Raw genomic sequence first — 21,382 nt, 5'->3', positions numbered from 1 at the left:
ATTCTGAAGAAAACTGTCTACTTATGTAGACTCCTTCTGTGTGCTTGGGAATGCTCTCCTGTAAAACTTTACAGACATTCTTTGAGTTATTTATCTAAATCAATTTAATTATATTTTATTAAAGATATTTCAATATTATAAAAGACTTCATTTCATAGTCCAGTTTTTTAGTGGAATATTTCAAATAAATATAATTACTCCGTGTAATTACTATCTACTAGGACAATACTTAAAAAAATCTCATTTTTACCTCCTAAATTAAATTTTTAATAAACATATAAATAAAACATGGACTTTACAGCATCTTTTATGGCAATTTGTAAATATCAATTTCTAATCAATAAATCTAATACTCATTGAGTAGATTTATCTGAATCTTAACTATCAGGCTACAATCAATCCCAGTTATCCAATATCAGCTAATCCTTGCTGAAACTAAATTTCAAAATCAATATGCCTTTGTCTTGAAGAAAAAGCATATTAATTTGACTACTCAAGTATCACAGTAAAATTGATGAAAATTTACCGCATATCCACTTTTCTTTTTATCTGCTTTGGAGCAGGTTTAGCATTTTCTCCATCTGTTAAGGCTGCCACCTTTGACACTAATTTCACTCAATCTCTTACAGGTGCAGACGCTTCTAAAGGTGATATTTGGCTAAATTACATTACTCAGAATGGAACCAAATTTAATAATTTATCTTTCGTTAACAAAGTAGATATCTTATCTAACACACCAATCGCAAACGTCCAAGCAGGAAGTACGAGTACCCCAGGCGACAAAAACAATAACACCGGGGCAGCGAGTACAGACAAAGGTGATAAAGCTTCTGCTCCCATAGCTGTTTCTGGTCTTAAAGACCCTACTGGTGCTGAAATTGCTGCCTTCGTGGGTAACAAAAACTTAAACAACATTATTGATACAGAAGACACCGGGTCTTTTAAAATGAACCTCTTTTTCGACAGTTCCATTCAGAAAGATAATACTGGATTAGACAACCTGTTCTTTTGGGAACGCGGTATGAATAGTGACTTGGGCATTCAAGCCATTGATAGCAATGGCAAGTTAATAGGTAAATTCTTACAACTGAATCGCCAAGACCAAAAAAATGCAGGCTATAGCATTGACACTACAGAAATTGATGGCGCTCAACAAGTAGGTTCATGGGGAGTCCAACTTAAGCAATTGGGAGTAACCTCTCTTAGTGGTATTCAAATAACAACCAATGCAGATTACAACGGACCTGATTTCAAAGTAATAGCTAGAAGTGGTACACCATATTATCAGGCTCCGCCACCTGCACCTAAAAAAGTACCTGAACCTAATACAGCCGTTGCCCTTGGCTTATTTGCTATAGGTGCGCTGAGAGTGGTGAAGAAAAAGTCTTTAGTAACAGATTAAAGAACACTTGCCTAGAGGTTAGTAGTAAGCCAGGGCGATTTTTAATAAAGTTTGCTATACAATCGCTAAGAAGCTTATAAAACAAGAGCTTTTTAGCGATTTTTATTTTTGAGCTACGGGTAGCACCTCTGGAAGGGACTCAGATGTACTAGTAAGTTAACGTGGCAAATTTAGTTAGCCCTTCTGAAGATAAAGTGAAAACGAGATAGAACCGCTATAGCAAGTGACAAGTTATAAAATTAAAAAGTATTAAATCAAGTTGAGGAAATTATGGCTGCCAAAGTAGAAATTTACACCTGGAGGACTTGCCCGTTTTGTATCCGTGCCAAAAGTTTGCTGAAGAGTAAGGGTGTTGAATTTACAGAATACAGCATCGATGGAGATGAAGCAGCGAGAGATAAAATGGCTCAAAGAGCAAATGGACGGCGTTCTTTACCACAAATTTTCATCAATGACGATCATATTGGTGGTTGTGATGATATCCACGCTTTAGACAGTCAAGGTAAGCTGGATGAGTTACTAACTTCCGTGTAAGCTTAGAAGATATTGCGCTAGCGACAAGCCACTACAACTCTGTTTACGAACTTTTTTCTCGCAAAAGTATCTGTCCACAAGACTTTACCCTCCAGTTTCTACTCAGCAGTACAGATGTACGTCAATTAGTAAGATCGTCAAGAGATAATAATTGAATAACCATTTAATTTCTTGGCGATTGAGGTATAAAGGGTGAAACTAGCTTTTATCATTGATCCCATCCATCTGCTTGACCCATGTCATGATACCAGCATTGCCCTGATCGAAGCAGCGCAGATCCTGGGACACGAAGTTTGGGTAACTCAAGCAAATCTGCTGAGTGTGGTGGAGGGCAAAGCTTGGGCTGTCTTACAGCGAGTCGAACTTGTACCAGTGCAGTTGGTGGAGGGGCGCTGGGTAGCGGCGAATCCTTGGTATAAGTTGAGCGATTCTTCCTTAACTTCTTTAGAGACAATGGATGCCGTATTTATGCGGACAGATCCACCTGTCAATGATTCCTACCTCTATGCCACCTACATTTTGGATTACATTGACCAAAATAAAACCCTGCTGATTAACAGTCCGAGTGGCATCCGAGGGGCAAATGAAAAAATGTATGCCCTCCAGTTTACCAAGGCGATTCCAGAAACGATTGTCAGTGCTGATAAGCAGTTTATTCGGCAATTTGTGGAAGCAAAGGGGGCAGCAATTCTCAAACCACTGGGTAATAAAGCTGGGGAAGGAATTTTGTTTTTGCAATCGAGCGATCGCAATTTTAACTCCATTGTCGAACTCAGCACCCTCCAAGGTCGAGTCCCAGTAATGGTACAAACCTATCTACCAGAAGCAAAAGCAGGAGATAAACGAATTATCCTGCTCAATGGCGAACCGATTGGTGCGCTCAATCGCCTCTCTAGCGGAACTGATTTTCGCAATAATATGGCCACTGGTGGTACTGTCGCTCAAACCGAAATTACCCCAAGAGAAAATGAAATTTGTACCCAAGTAGCCGAACGGTTACGTCAAGACGGTTTAATTTTTGTGGGTATAGATGTTATTGGTGGCTACTTAACTGAAGTTAATGTCACTAGTCCTACAGGAATTCGTGAGATCGATCGCCTTGATGGTACTAATCTTGGTCATCAGGTTATTCAATGGATTGAACAGTCACTAAATTGAATGAAGCAGGAGACAGGAGGAGCTTTTCAGTTGCGGATTTGACCCCTACCTCTTTAATAAATGTAAATTATTGTTTACTTGGTATCACATTCTCCAGCAAACAGAATTCCTTTGGGCGCTTCCGTGGTTAACTCACCGAACAAGGCAAAAATAAAAAGCAAGAAGTAAAAAGAAAGAGGAATAAAATCGGTTTGAAGCCCCTGAATTTATTTATGGAAAAGGAAATAAAGATTTGTTTTGTTAGCGTAGCGGCACGAAGTGCGACACAACATGCTGTGAAACAAGGCATCCGTACAAGGCAAAAGTAAAAAGTAAAAAGGCAAAAGAAATATTGAATTTATCTTTCTTTTTACTTTTATCTTTTTACTTTTTACTTTTATCTTTTTACTTTTTACTTTTATCTTTTTACTTTTTACTTTTATCTTTTTACTTGTTTATGCGTCCTTTTTAAATCCCCTAGATTTATTTATGGGGATTATCTTTTTACTTTTTACTTTTTACTTTATTAACCAAGCGGCTTTGTTTATACCGAATATAAGTTTAATGGATTGCGGTGGTAGAAGTAGCAATGCCTACGACGGGCTACATTTAAACCTTCGTAGTCAGGCAGATTTCCAGATTTTTTCTTTCAAAAGCACAACTAGAAATCTAAGCCAACATACTCCTGGCCAATTTCATTCTATTAAATAACGTTGATGAGTTTCTTTACCAATTAGCAAAATTAGGGATGGCAACGGATTGCTTATCCCTGCTTTTGGTAAAACCCTGAAACTAACAGATTTTATAGAGCACTCAGCCTAACCTAATACTGCTAATTTAATCTAAAATCTCAAATCCAAAATCTTTTAATTCCGTGGTTTTGATCGGTTTCTCAGGAAGTCAGGTATATCCAATCCAGGTTTTTCTTTTGGTTCTGGAATTGGAGTTGGAGTTGGAGTTCCACTTGGAGTTGAGGTTGGGGGATTAACTGCGGGTTGTTGTGTTGTTGGTCGCTTTGAGGTATTGGGCGCTACTCGAATGCTAGCTACGCTTTGTTGTACCGCAGCTTGCACTTCACCTGTAAATCCAGTGGCAATTACAGTAATTCTTACCTCGCCTTGGAGTCTATCATCAATTACAGCCCCAAAAATAATATTGGCGTTGGGATCAACTACTTCATAAATTGCTTCTGCGGCTGCATTCACTTCATGCAAAGTCAAGTCAGTACCACCTGTGATATTAAATACAACCCCTCTAGCGCCTTCAATAGAGCATTCTAGCAATGGTGAAGAAATAGCTGCGATCGCAGCTTCTCTGGCTCTAGATTTCCCAGAACTGACACCAATTCCCATCAATGCTGATCCCGCATCTGCCATAATAGCGCGGACATCAGCAAAGTCAACGTTTACCAAACCGGGAATCGTGATGATATCAGAAATACCTTGCACCCCTTGACGCAACACGTCATCTGCATAGCGAAAAGCTTCTTGCACAGGTGTTTGTTCGGGGATCACTTCCAGCAGTTTGTTATTGGGAATAATAATCAGTGTATCTACCCTACTTTTTAACCCTTCAATCCCTTGTTCCGCTTGGCTGGTGCGGCGGCGACCTTCAAAAACGAATGGACGTGTGACTACGCCAACAGTAAGAGCGCCCATTTCTTTTGCTACTTCTGCCACGATTGGGGCTGCACCAGTCCCAGTACCACCACCCATACCAGCAGTGATAAATACTAGGTCAGCACCCTCTAAAGCTGTAGCAATTTCGTCTCGTGATTCCTCAGCGGCCTTTTGACCAATGGCAGGATTACCACCGGCTCCTAAACCCCGTGTTAGCTTCTGTCCAATTTGTAATCGACTGGGAGCGCCTGCCAGAGTTAAAGCTTGGGCATCAGTATTAATTGACCAAAATTCTACACCAGAGACATCAGATTCGATCATGCGGTTAACGGCATTGCCACCCCCGCCACCGACACCGATTACTTTAATGTTGGCAACCCGACCAGGAACAATCTCACCAATTCGGCTATTTTCCGTAAAAATCTTCTTATTCTCGTGATTTTGTCCGAAGTTCATTCCAGAGTTATTAAAGGGATTGGTCGAGTTAACTGCCAGAGAAAGCCCAGGCTGTCCTGGGGATTGGGAATTTTTATACGTGAGTCCTTGGTTATTATCAAGTGTCATTGGATTTGTGAAAGGGTAGATAAACGACTTTTTCAGGTGTTATTCACTTAAGAGTCAACTATAGTTTGACACTGCCACAAAACGATGGCACTGTTCTTTATTGTTTTCACTACTGCCAAGCCTAACAGAATTGACAGTGCGAAAATTTGCTATGGGATAAGCTTTTAATGCAGCCGATCCCACAGCCAATTCTAGAGAAGTATACCTATATTTATCTAAAAGTGAACTGTATAACTTCAACCAGACATTAATTTCTTCATTCTTCTGATCAGAGAAAATAAGTTCTAAAGACACACTACAGCCCATGTTATCTGCCTCAATAATATTGTTAATAGGTTTCACCATTGGGGATAATTGCAACTTTAGACACAAAAATCACCTGAAACTTACTTATTCTTAAGGTTTAAGTCAGCAAGAATTTACTTGTCAGACTATACCTGATTAATTTGCTGTTTGGGGAGTCTTAATGGACACTTTGTTGGAGCAACAGTCTATCTTACGAGAACCCTCACTAGTGTGGTCAACAAATCAAGATTTCCTAGAGGTTTAGTAACCAAATTAGGAATTATGTTACAGAACAGTCCAAAATGACTCCCAAAAAGCAGCATTTACGCAACTTTCTACAGTACTTTAAATTACAGATTTTAATTTCAGTAAACTGTCTTTGGAAGTATCCTCAACAGACCAAAGTTAGATTGTCTGACATCTTGCACCCTACTATTTAGATGTTAAGGTAACAATTGAGAGTGTTTTCCTCACAAGAGAGATTTTATGATTGATCTTCTCATTTTAATTAGAAGTTAATGCCGATTTTCATGCGGGTTGCCGGAAAACTGAAAATAATAAATATATTTATCAGCATAAAGCTTCTTAATTTACTAGGAGCTATCAATACATTAAACACACTAAATATTTTTAGGGTTTTTGGGAGTTAATTTTTGGTCTTTTTGGTTCATCTGTACTAATGGAACTTCGGGATTTTTCAGATCAATATACTCTATTTGGCCGGAATTGAGTTTTGCTGTTAAAGGGATCATTTGGGCGAGTACCTTAATTTGTTCAGACAACTGAGGGCCTGGAACACCAAGATGTACATTTCCTAGTTCTGTTTTCAAAATTAAATTTGCTGGATTTTGGCAATCAATTTCCATCACTTTTACGGTACTTTGGCTTACAGCTTGATGAATTTGAGTCCAGTCGAGACAGTATTGTTTTGGCGATCCAATTACTCTAAGATTGGGTAATTTCCGAGTGGGATTCAGTGATGTGTATTTTTCTAAAGGTATCCAGGCCCCACTTGCATCTAGTAAACCGATTGTGACTTTTTTGTTGCCAGTGCCTTGATTTTGTACACTTGGGGTTTGAGTCACCGCTACAGGGACTCGTTCTTGGATTTCGATATTTAATCCAGGAGGGAATAGGCGGCGTTTAACGATCGCTTGGGCAATAGTTGGTTGTTTTTTCAAAGAGTTTGCGATCGCATCTGGTTCAATCCGCCACAAAGATTGAGGGTAAGATAGCACCAACAGGGATTTAGTTGTCTCATCAGACAGTAATTGATTGCCTGATTTCATCACTACTTGTTTGGGAGTTTTTAATACCCATACTGGTTGAACTGCTACCCACAGCAATCCACCTGCCAAACCAGTAATGGCAAAAGTTCGCCAGATAGCTTGAATAATTTTCATCTGCCGCCGTTGCCGTAATTTCTTACGACGCTGGGCTAAATCTGTGCGGGAAACCGATATTATGCCAGCCATTCAAACCCCTTTCTCGTTACAGTCCAAATTCTTTTAGGACTTACGCAAAATTTTAGCCAAAACCCTTATTCTCAGGTAGGGGCAATTCATGAATTGCCCCTACCGCGTGTGGTTTTGCGTAAGTCCTATCTTTGACAAAACAGTGTGTTTAGTTAACGAAAACACTAGACCTCTTGCAAAAGTCCCTAACACCCCACCCCCAACCTCTTCCTTAGCAAGGGGAGGGGAGACAAAGCGTAGCTTTGGCGGGGTGAGGTTCTTATATTTTTTGTTAGGCGCTCTCCTCAAGACTTTTTTTTATTTTTAGTAACACTTTACAGTAAGTACAGAACTAACATGGTGCTAGTAATCCTTCCTATGAAAGTTTCCGGTGTCCATTCTTAACTCACCATTGTCTTTTTGGCAAGTGCTTATCAAATATTTTTTCTCTAAATTAATTTAAATATTTCTGATTTTGTTTTATTGACAAATAGAATGTGAAATGAGAACTAAGTAGTCCTGAATCTCTGTATAAATTGCTATAATTTGTACTAGTTATACCTCATCAGCTATATAAACTGGGAACTATACAATGTAGTAGCTTTTTTTACTGATTAACTCAGCCATAAAGGTTTATGCCTCAAACAAAAGTTAGAGATTGTCAAAACCCCATTAGCAGGTGTAAAAAGGACAAATATGCTTAAGGTTATTAGGGTCAATTAAATCTCTACCATACTACTGACAGTACTCCTGTAATAAGTGCTGACTTCTGCAAGATACTACCAACTTGCGAATTAATCGTGCGCCTACTTCAGGTTAGAGATTGTTGGTATAAAAAATACGAATTAAACTGTATCTACACACATCTACGTACATGAAAACGACATTCAATTTGTCACGTTTTTATAAAGCATGTAACCCAAGCTACACGCTTAACATAAGTAACGCGCTAGATAGCCAGTATTATATAGATTTTGCTGATGTCCGTGGTTGCAAGATTGTCGAAGAATTGCAACGGACTATAGTTCGGATTTCTCCTGATGAGCCAACCTGCCAGTTATTTACAGGTCATATTGGTTGCGGTAAATCAACAGAATTGCAGCGCCTCAAAACAGAACTCGAATTAGCGGGATTTCATGTAGTTTATTTTGAGTCCAGTCAAGACTTAGATATGGCAGATATTGATATCAGCGATATTTTACTGAGTGTAGCCCGTCAAGTCAGTGCCAGTTTAGAAGGGATTAACATCAAACTCAAAGGTGGTTACTTTAACAATTTGTTTAAAGAAGTAGGAGATTTTTTGCAAACCCCCATAGAGCTTTCTGGACAAGCAGAATTGTCTTTGGGTATTGCCAAAATTACCGCCAAAACCAAAGATAGCACGCAGATGCGGAATCAACTGAGGCAATATTTGGAGCCACGTACCAATAGTATTTTGCAAGCGATTAACGAAGAAATTTTAGAAAGGGCTGTTGAACAGCTAAAGCTACGGGGTCAAAAAGGACTGGTAGTGATCGTAGATAATTTGGATCGAGTAGATATGCGTCCGTTAGCATCGGGGCGATCGCAACCAGAATATCTTTTCATCGACCGAGGCGAACAGTTACGCCGACTCAAATGCCACCTAGTTTACACCATTCCCCTAACCTTAATATTCTCCAATGAGTATGAAACACTAAAAAACCGCTTGGGGGGAGGGATTGCACCAAAAGTACTGCCGATGGTGTTAGTGCGGCAAAGAGATGGCAGTGACTACGAACCAGGAATGTCACTAGTACGCCAGTTAGTCTTAGCAAGAGCTTTTCCAGAAGTTCCTTTGAATGAAAGGCTTTTATTAATTACAGAATTATTCGATCATTCCCAAACCTTGGATCGGATATGTCGCGTTAGCGGTGGCCACATTCGTAACTTACTGGGTTTACTTTATAGCTGCCTGCAACGGCAAGATCCACCTTTTTCTAGGGACTGTCTAGAAGCTGTCATTAAAGACTACCGCGACGATTTGCTATTAGCTATTGATGAATCCCAGTGGGAATTATTGTTTGAAGTGGTTCAGCAACAGAGAGTTAAAGGTGAGTCTGACTATCAAAGCTTACTACGAAGCATGTATTTATTTGAATATCGTGATCCTGCGGGGCGCTGGTTTGGCATCAGTCCAGCCCTAGCAGAAACAGAAAAAGTTTTAGCTTGGCAGCAAAAGAAGTAATAGTCCTGGGTAAGTTAATAGTCATTAGTCCTTTGTCCTTTGCCATTGGACTAATAACCAATGCCCAATGCCCAATGCCCCATGCCCAATGCCCAATGCCCAACAACCAATGACTACTGACAAGCAACTACACATCCACACAAGAGAAAATCAGCATACCTTGGAAAGACTGATTAGAGCGATCGCACTATCCGAAGGTCAATTTGCCCTAATTTTAGTTCGGTGTAACTATGGGCACTTACGTAAGCAGATGTTAGAAAACATTCGCTCAAGCAGTAAAGATATCAATATTAGAGAAATCTTTCTCAATTCATCAACTACTTCCTTACACAACACAATAGTCTCAGAACTATCTCTTGATATTCCTGCTGTCGCCACAGACTCTTTGCCAGATGCTGTGATGATTTTTGGTATTGAGTCAGTGTTCGATCTAGAAAACTTACTTACAGGTATTAACCAAGCGCGAGATATTTATGCTGCGACTTTTCCATTTCCAGTAGTCTTGTGGCTACAAGATGAAGTGGCATCATTGCTGTCTAGATTAGCCCCTGATTTTAAAAGTTGGGCTGCAACCACAATTAAATTTGAAATGGCAAAAGTAGATTTAATTGCTTTGATTCATCAAGAAGCAGAATCTCTATTTACCAAAGTTTTAGAAGCAGGTGCCGAAACATTTTTATCTAATGCTTCCCTAGATTTAGATCCTAAGTCTCAACCCCGCCACGAAATAGAATCAGCCCGTAATGATTTATTGCGCCTATATGGTTTTAAATTAACACCAGGATTAGAAGCTAGTTTAGAATTTGTCTTAGGGCGAGATAAATATGCCAACGATCAAATTAATGGTGCTTTAGCCAATTATCAAAGAAGCCTAGCGTTATGGCAGCAAGAAACGAAGAGAGTAGCAGAGTTGGAAAGTAATTCTTCTTTGCCTCTCCCATCTTCTCATCCTACCCTTTCCTCCTCTTTACTCAAGCAAGCAATAGTACTATTCCATCTTGGGCTGTGTTATCACCGAATGGCAGATTTGCACCACAATAGCAATAGTAGATATTGCGAACACGCTCTCTTGTGGTTTAAACAATGTCTAGACATATTAGAAGGGGTACAAAGAGAAGACTTAGTTGCTAAATTTATTTTGCCCGCTTGTGAAATGCTGCAACGTTTACAAGCCTGGGATGACTTAAAAAAATTAGCTCAAAAGTCATTATATCTACATAAAAATTATGGAACTCCCGTACAAGTTGCTCAAAATTATGGCTTTTTGGCAAATGTTGCAGCTTCTGAGTCGAATTGGGTACTAGCTCATGAATTAGCGAATACAGCACTTTCTATTTCCGAAGAAGTAATACAAGCTTCTCTGGGAGATGCTTTGCGAAGACGACGACAAGAAAGTTGGTATCTGCTCTTGCTAGCACGTACACAGAGGCATCTAGGTGAGCCAGAGGAAGCTATCAATAACCTGGAATGGGCCAGGGTAGTTTGTGAGCTACAACATCAGCCATCACTGTATTTAGAGATTTTAGAGGAACTGCGATCGCTTTACTTTTTTGAGCGTCATAACTATACAGAAGCTTTTAAACTAAAGCAAGAAAAAATTCAAATAGAACATCAGTATGGCTTTCGTGCTTTTATTGGGGCAAGTCAATTACAGCCGCAACGAGCGAGAATTAACCCAGCCCTAGAACCTCACAAAATACCGTTTATTCCTGAAGGAGTTGCTCAGGAAATATCTGCTTCTGGACGACAGCAAGATGTCAATCGTTTGATTGAAAGAATTAGTCGTGCTGACTATAAACTCACAGTAATTTATGGGCCATCAGGCGTAGGTAAAAGTTCAATCCTCAAAGCCGGTCTAGTCCCCGCATTGATAGGAAAAGTGATCGGAGAACGCATTCCTATCCCTATTGTTTTGTCTGTTTATACTGATTGGCTCACAGTCTTAATCAGCAGCCTAAACCAAGTGCTGGCATACACAGGAATATCACTTAATCCTGACTCTACACCTACTATACTGCTAGAAAAAATTCGGTTAGCAACCGAGCGGAATTATACAATAATTATCATATTAGACCAGTTTGAAGAATTTTTCTTTATTAGTAATACTCCCACGCAAAGAATTGAATTTTATCAATTCTTTAGTGAATGTTTAAATATCTCTTATGTAAAAATTATTCTTTCCTTAAGAGAAGATTATTTACATTACTTATTAGAATTTGAACGTTTGAGCCAAAAAAATAGTATTGGACTATATGATTTAGGCGTAATTAATAAAAATATTCTCGATAAGGATATTCGCTACTATCTAGGAAAATTCTCTAGCCAGGATGCTAAAGCCATAATTCACAGTCTTACTCAACGTTCGCATTATGAACTGAGTGATGAATTAATTAACCGATTAGTCCAGGATTTGACAGGAGAACTAGATGAAGTACATCCAATTGAATTACAAATAGTTGGCGCTCAATTACAAATAGAAAACATTACCACTCTTGGACAATACAAACTTTGTGGCGGCTCGGCAAAATTAGTTGAACGCTGGCTTGGGGAAGTAATCAAAGATTGCGGTCAAGAGAATGAAGAGTTAAGTTGGAAATTATTATTTGAGTTAACTGATGAAAAAGGGACGCGACCATTAAAAACTAAAACTGATTTAGCAGTTGCATTAGTTAATAACCACGATATAGATACAATATCAAGTTTTGACACAGTTGGGGAACTGATTTTAGAAATATTGGTGGGTTCAGGTTTGGTGTTGCGAGTCAGAGAAGAATTAGGCGATCGCTACCAGCTAGTTCACGATTATCTAGTTGAGCCAATTCGCCAAAAAAACAACTATGGTATGCTCGCTGAATTTGAAAAAATCAAACTTCAAAAAACTAAAGCAGAAGTCGCCCAACAACTTAGTCAAAAGCAACTTAATCTGGTGTTGCAACGGCGACTGCGAGAAGCACGGATTGTCGGCGTAATGCTGGCAATCATGGGGGGAACAATAGCAGCATTATGGTGGCAAGCCGACTTGCAAAAAACAGCAGCAATTCGCCAAACTCTACGAGCCGAACGCAGTGAAACCAACTTGAGCATTAGTGGAATCACTGCTGCTAGTGAAGCTCTATTTGCGTCTAATAAAGAATTTGATGCTTTATTAGAGAGTTTGCGGGCTTGGAGAGGACTGAAACAGGCAGATGGAGTGCAACCAGATACTCGAATGCGGGTAGTTACAGCCCTACAACAAGCTGTTTATGGAGTAACAGAAGTCAACCGCCTGGAAGGGCATACTGATATTGTCTGGGGAGTAACTTTCAGCCCAGATGGTGAAACCCTAGCATCAGGTAGCCGAGATCAGACGGTGAAAATTTGGCATCCTGATGGTACTTTACTTCAAACCCTCAAAGGTCACACTGATGCTGTTACCAGTGTAAGTTTCAGCCCAGATGGTCAAACGCTGGCTTCCGCAAGTCTCGACAAAACAGTGCGAATTTGGCACAAAAACGCGGTTACTGGTAAATTCGACCCCAAACCATATAAAACCCTGCAAGGACATAAAAATTGGGTTTATAGCGTTAATTTCAGTCCTGATGGTGACTTGTTAGCGACTGCCAGTAAGGATAGAACTATAAAACTCTGGCGCAAAGACGGCACATTAGTAAAAACCCTGAGAGGACATCGCGGGTGGGTTAACTGGGTAAACTTTAGTCCCGATGGTCAATTCATCGCCTCCGCCAGCGACGACAAGACAGTAAAAATCTGGCGACGAGATGGCAGCCTGGTTACAACTTTGCAAGGACATCGGCAGGGCGTAATTGTAGCTGTTTTTAGCCCTGACGGGAAATTTTTAGCGTCAGCAGGTCGAGATAAGACAGTGAAACTTTGGCAGAGGGAGATTAACGACAGTAAAGACGGTTTTGACTTTCGTCTTTACAAAAATTTACGGCGACACAGCAGTACGGTATGGAGTTTGAGCTTTAGTTCCGATAGTAAAAAGTTAGCTTCCGCAGGTGAAGACAATACCATAAACCTCTGGAGTATCACTGGTACTTTACTCAAAACCTTCAAAGGACACAGCGATGCTGTTGTTAGTTTAGCTTTCAGTCCAAATAATAAATTACTGGCTTCAGGAAGTTTCGACAAAAGCGTGAAACTATGGAGTTTAAATGCCCCAACACCGTCTATTCTGAAAGGGCATCAGGATCGAGTTTTGAGCGTTGCTTGGAGTCCCAATGGCCAGATGCTGGCTTCTGGTAGTAGCGATCGCACCATAAAACTTTGGCAACGATACACCAGTAATGGCGAGTTCAAAACCCGGCTTTACAAAACTTTATTTGGTCACAAAAATAAAGTTCCTAGTGTCAGTTTTGACCCCAAAGGTGAAATGCTGGCTTCAGGAAGTTATGACAAAACTGTGAAACTTTGGCGGCTTGACGGTACTTTAATCATGACTCTCTACGGACATAGCGATAGTGTGATGAGCGTGAATTTTAGCCCCGATGGTCAGTTTTTGGCATCAGCTAGCAAAGATAAAACCGTGAAACTCTGGAACCGTCAAGGTAAGTTACTCAAAACATTAGTAGGGCATCAAGGTTGGGTAAATAGTGTGAATTTCAGCCCTGATAGTCAGATTTTAGCCTCCGCCAGTGATGACCAAACTGTAAAACTCTGGAACCGTGAAGGCAAGTTGCTCAAAACTTTTTCACCCCATAACAGTTGGGTGTTAGGTGTCAGCTTTAGTCCCACTGATGAATTACTGGCTTCTGCCAGTTGGGATAACACCGTGAAACTGTGGCGACGGGATGGTACGTTGTTAAAAACCTTGTTAAAGGGGTATAGCGATAGCGTCAATGCTGTAACTTTCAGTCCCAATGGTGAATTGCTTGCCGCCGCCAGTTGGGATAGTACAGTGAAACTCTGGAGTCATGAAGGCAAATTAATTAAAAGTCTAAATGGGCATCGTGCCCCAGTGTTAAGTGTTAGTTTTAGCCCAGATGGTCAAACACTAGCATCAGCTAGTAATGACAACACGATAATTCTGTGGAATTTAAATCTTGACGATCTGCTGGTTCGTGGTTGCGACTGGGTGGGTGATTACCTTAAGCACAACCGTAACCTTGAGGAGCGCGATCGCCTTCTTTGTGATGGCATAACCCGCAAATCTTAAGTAGAGGCGGAAAATTATTATTAACTAATCACTCTTAAAGCCTCAATGAGCAACCGCTCTTGGTTTAGCGGTTGATGAGGCGATCAGAGTTGTTAATTCCGAGCTAATCAGCAAAGGAGCGATCGCTCTTTAAAACTTCACGGCTATTTTCTTGGGGAGTCTCTTGTGGTAAATTCGCTAAGAAGGATTGTAGTCTCATACGCTCAATATAAGGCCAGCCTCCCTCAGACTCAATATCTTTCAGCAGCGAGTAAAGTTGCCGACGGTTAACAGGCAAACTCTCTTGAAAAACCCCATCCCGGATCTCTCGGTGTAACTGTTCTAATTGCCTAAGCAAAGCCAAAAGAGCTACAGTATCACCTTCACAACCCTGAACTGCATCACCTACCACAGTTGCGATCGCTTGCAGTTTACAGGACAACTCCCCTGATTCTAGATTTTTGTGATCGTTCATCCCAGCCTTTCCGTATAAATGAGGTCAACTCAAATTTACCGGAGATTTTTAATTTTCCCTAGTTACTCTAGACTAGGAGTCGAGAAAATGAACCTGCTGTAGGCTTCTAGATGGTTTTTTCTCCACTCACCGCGATCGCCCATGCCTTCACTGCCTAAGTAAAGGTTGAATATAACTAGATTTGTATCTTTATTAAAAGCAATTGCGATCGCTACTTTGACGGAGCGGTAAAGTTTAACATAGCTTCCACGTCAGCTAGATGCGATCGAGACGAGACTTTCTTGGATTTTGAGTACTTTGATTTTGAGTTAAAAAAAATCGTATGATCTGGCTAATTTACCCATCAAACAATGGACTGTATGTAGTAGCGTCACATACATGATACAAAAAGACTTGGGCGATGCTGCTTTTGCAATTGGCAAAAGCAAAGTGCGAAGCAGACACCCCTCTTCGCACTCTTTGAGATAAGCACTTGTGCTGCTCCGTGTAGCGCTTACTCATTCACCCGTCCAACTCTAACAAATGCCACCAACAGTAAAACCTCTGGTTTTGCTCCCCTAGTTACACACATCCAAAAAGATACAGTGTACGGCTTACTCTGGGGTTTACACCCCAAGATCAAGAGAACGACACGTTTAACTACGTTTAGCAGAGAAAAGTTTGAGTGGCGACTTCCAACCTATACGCCCGAACATTTGCCTCAACTCTGGCAATCAGAGCAACGCAGTGTCCGATCAAGGATGGCTTCTCGTCAGAAATCAAAGCTTCGATGCAGTTTTACAACTTAGATATTAATTTTTGAGATTGAGGTTGACCATGAGGTATCGCGCTTTAATTGTTGCATTCTTCGCTTTGTGTTTGGGGCTAATCACTGCTTGTAGTGATGCTCCTGCTACTAGTACTAGAGATGTACTCACTTACGACCAAATTCGTGGCACTGGCTTGGCTAACAAATGCCCCCAACTAGCAGAAACAAGCCGTGGCTCGATTCCCATTGATTCTAGCCAGTCTTATGCCATCAAAGAACTTTGCTTAGAACCAACTAGCTTCTTCATCAAAGAAGAACCTGCAAATAAACGCCAAGAAGCAGAATTTGTTGCTGGTAAATTGTTGACCAGATACACTTCCACCATTGACCAGGTGCAAGGCGACCTAAAAATCAACTCAGATAATAGCTTGACTTTCACGGAAACTGATGGTCTTGACTTCCAAGCCATCACTGTACAACTTCCTGGCGGTGAGCGAGTACCTTTCCTCTTCACCATCAAAAACTTGGTTGCTCAAACCCAACCCAGTTTGAGCAGTATTAACACCTCCACGGACTTTGAAGGCACTTTCAAAGTTCCTTCCTATCGTGGTGCTGCCTTCCTAGATCCTAAAGGTCGTGGTGTCGTCAGTGGTTACGATAATGCTGTGGCTCTCCCTGCTACGGATAATGAAGAACTTACCCGCACTAACGTTAAGCGTGCTGAAAATCTAAATGGTAAGATTTCTCTGCAAATCGCTAAAGTAGATAGCTCTAGTGGTGAAATTGCTGGTACTTTCGAGAGCGAACAGCCATCTGATACAGATTTAGGTGCTGGCGAACCAAAAGAAGTCAAGATTCGCGGTCTATTTTTTGCACGGGTTGAACCAAATCGTGGCTAAACTCTCTGGAGTTAGATAACTGACCTGGCATTCAGAACTACAATTCTGTAAATATCAGGTTTAATTACAAAAGTTAACTTCTTTGCCCCCATTTTCAGGGCTGTTTCATTCCGATAGAAGCCTTACAGAAACGAAAAGAGACAAGAGAAAAATTCTGCCTTTTCTTGTCCCCATCTTTTCAAGAGGCTTTGAAAGAATGAAACAGCCCTGCCTTTTTTCAGGGTGGTAGACAGGTTTTTTATAAAGCAATACAGTTCAGATAAGACCAAAACACTTGTAGAGAGGGCGATTTATCGCGTCTCAAAAACCAAATTTTTTTACCAATAGCCCTTAACCCAACCGTATTGAGTGATATTTTGCCTCACAATATCTCCTTATTACAACAAATGGCCAGAATAACTTTTGTTGTATTGGCTTACGTAAATATACATACTATTTTCCCAATATTATTAGTAATTTTTAATGATTGGTTGAATATGAGTTGAATGACAAGTAATTTTACTGTAAATCAAACTTTTACTATCTAACAAAATTCCGACTACTGTTGTTTTATTTATAGAAATTAGCTTCATCATTAATTAATTAAAGTTAAGTAAAATCTCGGTTTGATATTTAGTGATTAATTTTATATTTTATTTCTATGTAGTTCTAAAAACAGCTACAGATTATCCCCAAGATAAATAACAAACTAAATACCAATTTCGCCCATTTAAATTTTGCTCGATTGTCAAGCAAATCTATGGAATTTTCTTTAAAAAAGTTTTTATTACCATAGTATTTGCTATTACACATAGCACGATATCGTTTTTAATCTCGTGCGATCGCAGCTGAATTTAAAAGTGAGTAATTGATTGTTAATTTACTCAATAGACACGGTGCAATGCCTACCACAGTCACCAATGAACTCAAACATGAAATTTGGCAGTTGTTGCGAGAATATCAGCAATCTCGGTCAGGAAATGTTCGCAATCAACTAGTAAAACTCAATTTTGGACTTGTGAGAAAAGAAGCTCACTACTGGACGAATCAATGTCATGAAACCTACGATGATTTGATCCAGGTTGGATGTTTGGGTTTAATCAGAGCAATTGAAAAATTTGAACTTTCCAAGGGACACGCCTTTAGTTCCTATGCTCTTCCCTATATTCGGGGTGAAATTCAACACTATCTCCGAGATAAAGGTGTCACTGTGCGAATTCCTCGGAAGTGGTTAGCACTGCAACAGCAAGCAATAGGAGTGTCACGTTCTTGGCGTGAAAAGCATAATCGCCAACCAACAGACACCGAATTAGCAACAGCACTAGAAATTTCTCCAAACGAATGGCAAGAAATTAAGTTAGCCTGGATAAACCGCGCTCCCTTGAGTCTTGATGTACCAATCCAAGATGGAGAAGAAGGCTCTACTTGTTTGGGAGAATTGGTTCCAGATCCTCACTATCGCAGCTTTCAATTGGCACAAGAAGATCAACTTCGCTTGCAACAAGCATTAGTTCAGCTTGAAGAACGTACCCGCGATGTGTTGGAATGCGTGTTTTTACAAGATTTGACACAAAAACAAGTTGCAGAACATCTAGGAATCAGTGTCGTCACAGTTTCCCGTAGAGTCAAGAAAGGTCTGGATTTGATGAAACAGCTTATGGGTGTAGCAGACGATTAACTGCAAAAAACTGAATCCGCAGTTATGCTGGGCTGCTAGTGCTAAAAATAACCCTTGAAATGTAAAAAATTAGGTTATAAAGGGAACATACTTTGCCTTTGATACAAATTTCAGGCATGTTGATTTCCATTTTTAAATTTTCCAATGGCTTTTGAGAACAGCTCATGGGCAGAAATTCAAAAATTACAATTGCAGCTATTTTAACCTTAGCGATCGCAGGATGTGCTTCTGAAGATACACCACAAGCCGTCAATCCTGCGCCGATTCCCAAAATAGCCGCAAAGTCGCCATCGGCGGCTCAATCCTTTAAGAATCCAGTGATACCTGCCAAACAGGTTTCACAAGTTACTCCTGCATCTGCTAGCTTGATTCAATCCACTAATGCTACAGAGCGGGAACGGTTAATTCTGATATCAAAAAACCGCACTGACCCGTTCGCACAAATTTTAGGGCCGACGGTTCTCGGAGTTTCTACAACACCTGGAAAACCAGTTCCTGTGGTGCCTAAGCTACCTACTGCATCGCTAGTGGTACGAAAACTTCCAACACCCAACATAGCTTCAAATCAGAAGAAAAATAACATTGCTTCTATACCAAAAAAAGTCAATCCTATTTTGACTTCAGTCTTACCTAAAGTTTTACCTCAAGTTGTCTCCAACCCGACTTTAGTATCTGTATTGCCACCACCAGCACAACCTGAGTTAGCAAGGGCAGTTATTGTGAGTGGTGTAGTTCTAATTAGTAATGAACCGCAGGCAATTATCAAAGTACCAGATGAACCCACAAGTCGCTATGTGCAAGCTGGGCAGAGGTTAGCCAATGGTGTACTGATTAAACGGATTGAAATGAATGGAGGCTCCAATCCGATTGTAATTCTTGAACAATTTGGTATCGAAGTTGCCAAAATGGTAGGGGAAGAGCCTGTCAACTCAACGCCATCAGCTGCATCTGCTAATGGTAATCCTGTTTCAGTTGCAACGCCCTCCTCAAATCCTTTTAATGTTGGAGCTTCATAGAGATGGAGACTAAAGAAAAAATTGAATTCGCTGGTTTGCCTTTAGCTGTCTACAGAGAGATAGCAGCTCATTTGCGTCAAATCGAAGGGGTAGAAGTGGATTTAATTCCCCAATCATCCCAACAGTTTGATTACAATCAAAGTCAAATTGGTGGCTTGTCCATTTCGTGGACAGCAAACTCTGGTTTAGAAAGTCGGCAACGATTTAACCAAATTTTGGCTTACTATCAAAATCGCTATGTTCCTATTTGATTTGTAAAAATTGAAGCCTCAGATTCCTGATTTCTTAGAGAAGTCGGGAATTTTGTTGTTCGTGAATGATTAAGTGGCGGTTAGGTAGGGACAATTGATGAATTGTCCGTATTCTGCACAAAAAAAGTGGCTCTGCAATCAGCAGAGCCACTAAAGCTTTCGCAAACCTGTTATGATTTAGCGAACTCCACCTTGACCAGAAACAGTATCAATTGGTTTCATCAGGTACAGCCGCAACAACTGCCAGCCGTTGGAGATGTAAAGCGGCAGTTTTTGGAACAATTGCAGGAATTTGGGAGTGTTGGAATTAGCGATCGCACTCAGCTTTTCATTATTGCTGATACAAGTATCCAAGCGCTGATAAAACTCTGGATTCTCTACATCCAGCATCAGAGGGAACACCCGACCGGCGTTTTCGTTAGTCTTTTGAATTACGTGGATGTCGTATTCTCGTGCATCCAATCCCAAGGTGGCGTAAAAGTCCTTACGTTGGATGTCATTGAGATACATTGTCGCAAACACCGACAATAAGAAGAACCGACTCCACAGCCGTGCTTTCCAATCATTCAACATTTGCGGCTGAGATTTCATGACCGCATCAAAGAAATCACTGTGACGGTTTTCATCCTGACACCAGTTCTCAAAGAACCGGAAGATTGGATAAACCCGGTCTTCGGGATGTGTTTCTAAATGGCGATAAATAGTGATGTAGCGCCAATAACCAATCTTCTCAGAAATATAGGTGGCGTAGAAGATGAATTTCGGTTTAAAGAAGGTGTAACTGCGACTCTTAGTCAAAAACCCTAAATCTAGGGACAGATTAAAGTCCGACAAAGCTTTATTCAAAAAGCCAGCGTGACGTGCTTCATCCCGTGACATCAGGTTAAAACACTCTGCCAATACGGGGCTTTTTCCTTTTAAGCGACGGCCAAGTTCTTTATATAGCAAAAAGCCAGAAAACTCTGCCGTACAAGAACGTTCTAGAAACTCAACGAACAACTTGCGAGTTTCGCCATCAATATGATCCCAGGATTGGTCAAACTCCGCATCCCGAACAAAGTGATGGCGGTTGTAGTCAGTGCGGAACTCTTCGAGAATGGCTTGTAACTCGTCTTCATTGACGGAAATATCCATCCGCGCCATTTCATCAAAATCGGTAGTATAAAACCGAGGTGTTAACAGGGTTTCTTTTGCCGGGACTTTAATCCCTGGCCGGATTTCTTCAAAGCCTGGTTTTTTGAGGGAATCTACCATGTCTTGATTGCTCTTTCGTCTTTATTATCTTAAGTAGACCCTCCGGCTTGGTGCAGTTCTTCATACGGGAAAACCCCTCCGAGCGACTGCCTCACCAGAAAGCCAAAGGTAATGCTCTGTTAAAGCTTAACAGCCCATAATAATCCAATTGTATAAAGTTCAGTCTACCAAGGTGCGGGTTAGAAATTTGTAAGCAAAAGATTAAGAGTTGCAACAATAATTCAATGTTTACGCAACCAAGAATCGGAGACAGGATTTAGACAACTGGCACAACAGCATTCATCATGTCCTACTTTAACAATTTATTTATTGCGTAACTTCATAATGAAAAGTAATTTTTTACACTAAGTTTACAGTATCTCCGCTACAGCACACGTATTATAAATGTATCAGTATTTGATTTAATTTTTGTGAGTAACAAATATTCGACTTTCAACCTTTGAAATTGCAAAGGCTGTCGGATTTGTTTTGCCAAAATACTTAACTTTTAATGGAGTAATCGATGCTTTCTACTGAAAATAATCTCATCAATACAAATAGTATTCTCGGAAATAATCCAAATATCAATTTACATAGCACTGATAATAGCTATGGGTTAAATTTCAATCAGAATGGCTATGTTACTGCTTCTCAAAACAATAATGTTTTTGCCAGTGCGATTTCTCTAACGACACCTGCACCAGACTTAATAGTTCAAAATGTCTCTGCACCAAGTAACACAACAGTTGGTAGTAGCATTCAACTTAA

The 21,382-nt window shown here is 40.3% G+C and carries 16 protein-coding genes; 11 read left to right on the top strand and 5 right to left on the bottom strand.

Annotated features, from left to right (window positions below):
* Positions 1–514: 514 nt before the first annotated feature.
* The 3 genes from V7K98_RS06820 to gshB all read left to right on the top strand — a co-directional run bounded on the left by V7K98_RS06820 (position 515) and on the right by gshB (position 3,094).
* Entirely contained in the window at positions 515–1,402 is an 888-nt protein-coding gene (locus V7K98_RS06820; RefSeq protein WP_335020117.1) for an exosortase-dependent surface protein XDP2, read from the top strand.
* Positions 1,403–1,672: 270 nt separating this feature from the next.
* Positions 1,673–1,936: a glutaredoxin 3 gene (gene grxC, locus V7K98_RS06815; protein WP_335020115.1), complete on the top strand. Its 264-nt coding sequence runs from the start codon at positions 1,673–1,675 to the stop codon at positions 1,934–1,936.
* Between the two features lie 192 nt (positions 1,937–2,128).
* Positions 2,129–3,094 carry a glutathione synthase gene (gene gshB / locus V7K98_RS06810; protein WP_335020113.1) on the top strand — a complete coding sequence of 322 codons (966 nt, stop codon included), beginning with the start codon at positions 2,129–2,131 and terminating at the stop codon, positions 3,092–3,094.
* 845 nt (positions 3,095–3,939) lie between these two features.
* On the opposite strand, the gene ftsZ is transcribed toward gshB, so the two are convergent.
* The 3 genes from ftsZ to V7K98_RS06795 all read right to left on the bottom strand — a co-directional run bounded on the left by ftsZ (position 3,940) and on the right by V7K98_RS06795 (position 7,016).
* Positions 3,940–5,256 carry a cell division protein FtsZ gene (gene ftsZ / locus V7K98_RS06805; protein ID WP_335020111.1) on the bottom strand — a complete coding sequence of 439 codons (1,317 nt, stop codon included), beginning with the start codon at positions 5,254–5,256 and terminating at the stop codon, positions 3,940–3,942.
* Positions 5,257–5,310: 54 nt separating this feature from the next.
* On the bottom strand, positions 5,311–5,601 hold the full coding sequence (locus V7K98_RS06800; RefSeq protein WP_335020110.1) for a hypothetical protein: 291 nt from the start codon (positions 5,599–5,601) through the stop codon (positions 5,311–5,313).
* Positions 5,602–6,161: 560 nt separating this feature from the next.
* Positions 6,162–7,016 carry a cell division protein FtsQ/DivIB gene (locus V7K98_RS06795; protein WP_335020108.1) on the bottom strand — a complete coding sequence of 285 codons (855 nt, stop codon included), beginning with the start codon at positions 7,014–7,016 and terminating at the stop codon, positions 6,162–6,164.
* An 853-nt stretch (positions 7,017–7,869) separates the two neighbouring features.
* On the opposite strand from V7K98_RS06795, the gene V7K98_RS06790 reads away from it, so the two are divergent.
* Genes V7K98_RS06790 through V7K98_RS06780 form a run of 3 tightly spaced genes read left to right on the top strand, consistent with a single transcriptional unit; the run spans position 7,870 to position 14,356 of the window.
* Entirely contained in the window at positions 7,870–9,201 is a 1,332-nt protein-coding gene (locus V7K98_RS06790; protein ID WP_335020106.1) for a P-loop NTPase fold protein, read from the top strand.
* Positions 9,183–9,314 carry a hypothetical protein gene (locus V7K98_RS06785; RefSeq protein ID WP_335020104.1) on the top strand — a complete coding sequence of 44 codons (132 nt, stop codon included), beginning with the start codon at positions 9,183–9,185 and terminating at the stop codon, positions 9,312–9,314. The genes V7K98_RS06790 and V7K98_RS06785 overlap by 19 nt, the downstream gene beginning before the upstream one ends.
* Positions 9,311–14,356, top strand: a complete 5,046-nt coding sequence (locus V7K98_RS06780) for an nSTAND1 domain-containing NTPase (protein ID WP_335020162.1) — start codon at positions 9,311–9,313, stop codon at positions 14,354–14,356. Before V7K98_RS06785 ends, V7K98_RS06780 begins: the two co-directional genes overlap by 4 nt.
* A 103-nt stretch (positions 14,357–14,459) precedes the next feature.
* Here V7K98_RS06780 and V7K98_RS06775 read toward each other — a convergent pair whose 3' ends face one another.
* On the bottom strand, positions 14,460–14,810 hold the full coding sequence (locus V7K98_RS06775) for a hypothetical protein (RefSeq protein WP_335020102.1): 351 nt from the start codon (positions 14,808–14,810) through the stop codon (positions 14,460–14,462).
* Between the two features lie 816 nt (positions 14,811–15,626).
* Here V7K98_RS06775 and V7K98_RS06770 point away from each other — a divergent pair.
* From V7K98_RS06770 to V7K98_RS06755, 4 genes are all read left to right on the top strand, one after another.
* Entirely contained in the window at positions 15,627–16,457 is an 831-nt protein-coding gene (locus V7K98_RS06770; protein ID WP_335020100.1) for a photosystem II manganese-stabilizing polypeptide, read from the top strand.
* An 880-nt stretch (positions 16,458–17,337) separates the two neighbouring features.
* Positions 17,338–18,114 (top strand): RNA polymerase sigma factor SigF, encoded by a 777-nt coding sequence (locus V7K98_RS06765; protein WP_335020098.1) that lies wholly within the window; start codon positions 17,338–17,340, stop codon positions 18,112–18,114.
* Between the two features lie 164 nt (positions 18,115–18,278).
* Positions 18,279–19,130, top strand: coding sequence for a hypothetical protein (locus V7K98_RS06760; RefSeq protein WP_335020096.1), 852 nt, complete (start codon positions 18,279–18,281; stop codon positions 19,128–19,130).
* A gap of 2 nt (positions 19,131–19,132) precedes the next feature.
* Positions 19,133–19,381 (top strand): hypothetical protein, encoded by a 249-nt coding sequence (locus V7K98_RS06755; protein ID WP_335020094.1) that lies wholly within the window; start codon positions 19,133–19,135, stop codon positions 19,379–19,381.
* A gap of 177 nt (positions 19,382–19,558) precedes the next feature.
* Here V7K98_RS06755 and acsF read toward each other — a convergent pair whose 3' ends face one another.
* Positions 19,559–20,635 carry a magnesium-protoporphyrin IX monomethyl ester (oxidative) cyclase gene (gene acsF, locus V7K98_RS06750; protein ID WP_335020092.1) on the bottom strand — a complete coding sequence of 359 codons (1,077 nt, stop codon included), beginning with the start codon at positions 20,633–20,635 and terminating at the stop codon, positions 19,559–19,561.
* Between the two features lie 502 nt (positions 20,636–21,137).
* Between acsF and V7K98_RS06745 the strand changes: the two genes are divergently transcribed.
* On the top strand, positions 21,138–21,382 hold a 245-nt coding region (locus V7K98_RS06745), incomplete at its 3' end, for a hypothetical protein (RefSeq protein WP_335020090.1).

It is taken from the genome of Nostoc sp. (genome assembly GCF_036917435.1).
Classification (GTDB): Bacteria; Cyanobacteriota; Cyanobacteriia; order Cyanobacteriales; family Nostocaceae; genus Nostoc.
The sequence above is the reverse complement of the archived record's forward strand: the minus strand, read 5'-3'. Positions and strand labels throughout refer to the sequence as shown.

Excerpts from the sequence above, each read along its gene's own strand:
- V7K98_RS06820 (WP_335020117.1), top strand. The coding sequence starts at position 515 with ATGAAAATTTACCGCATATCCACTTTTCTTTTTATCTGCTTTGGAGCA.
- grxC (WP_335020115.1), top strand. The coding sequence starts at position 1,673 with ATGGCTGCCAAAGTAGAAATTTACACCTGGAGGACTTGCCCGTTTTGT.
- ftsZ (WP_335020111.1), bottom strand. The coding sequence starts at position 5,256 with ATGACACTTGATAATAACCAAGGACTCACGTATAAAAATTCCCAATCC.
- V7K98_RS06800 (WP_335020110.1), bottom strand. The coding sequence starts at position 5,601 with ATGGTGAAACCTATTAACAATATTATTGAGGCAGATAACATGGGCTGT.
- V7K98_RS06795 (WP_335020108.1), bottom strand. The coding sequence starts at position 7,016 with ATGGCTGGCATAATATCGGTTTCCCGCACAGATTTAGCCCAGCGTCGT.
- V7K98_RS06790 (WP_335020106.1), top strand. The coding sequence starts at position 7,870 with ATGAAAACGACATTCAATTTGTCACGTTTTTATAAAGCATGTAACCCA.
- V7K98_RS06780 (WP_335020162.1), top strand. The coding sequence starts at position 9,311 with ATGACTACTGACAAGCAACTACACATCCACACAAGAGAAAATCAGCAT.
- V7K98_RS06775 (WP_335020102.1), bottom strand. The coding sequence starts at position 14,810 with ATGAACGATCACAAAAATCTAGAATCAGGGGAGTTGTCCTGTAAACTG.
- V7K98_RS06770 (WP_335020100.1), top strand. The coding sequence starts at position 15,627 with ATGAGGTATCGCGCTTTAATTGTTGCATTCTTCGCTTTGTGTTTGGGG.
- V7K98_RS06765 (WP_335020098.1), top strand. The coding sequence starts at position 17,338 with ATGCCTACCACAGTCACCAATGAACTCAAACATGAAATTTGGCAGTTG.
- V7K98_RS06760 (WP_335020096.1), top strand. The coding sequence starts at position 18,279 with ATGGGCAGAAATTCAAAAATTACAATTGCAGCTATTTTAACCTTAGCG.
- V7K98_RS06755 (WP_335020094.1), top strand. The coding sequence starts at position 19,133 with ATGGAGACTAAAGAAAAAATTGAATTCGCTGGTTTGCCTTTAGCTGTC.
- acsF (WP_335020092.1), bottom strand. The coding sequence starts at position 20,635 with ATGGTAGATTCCCTCAAAAAACCAGGCTTTGAAGAAATCCGGCCAGGG.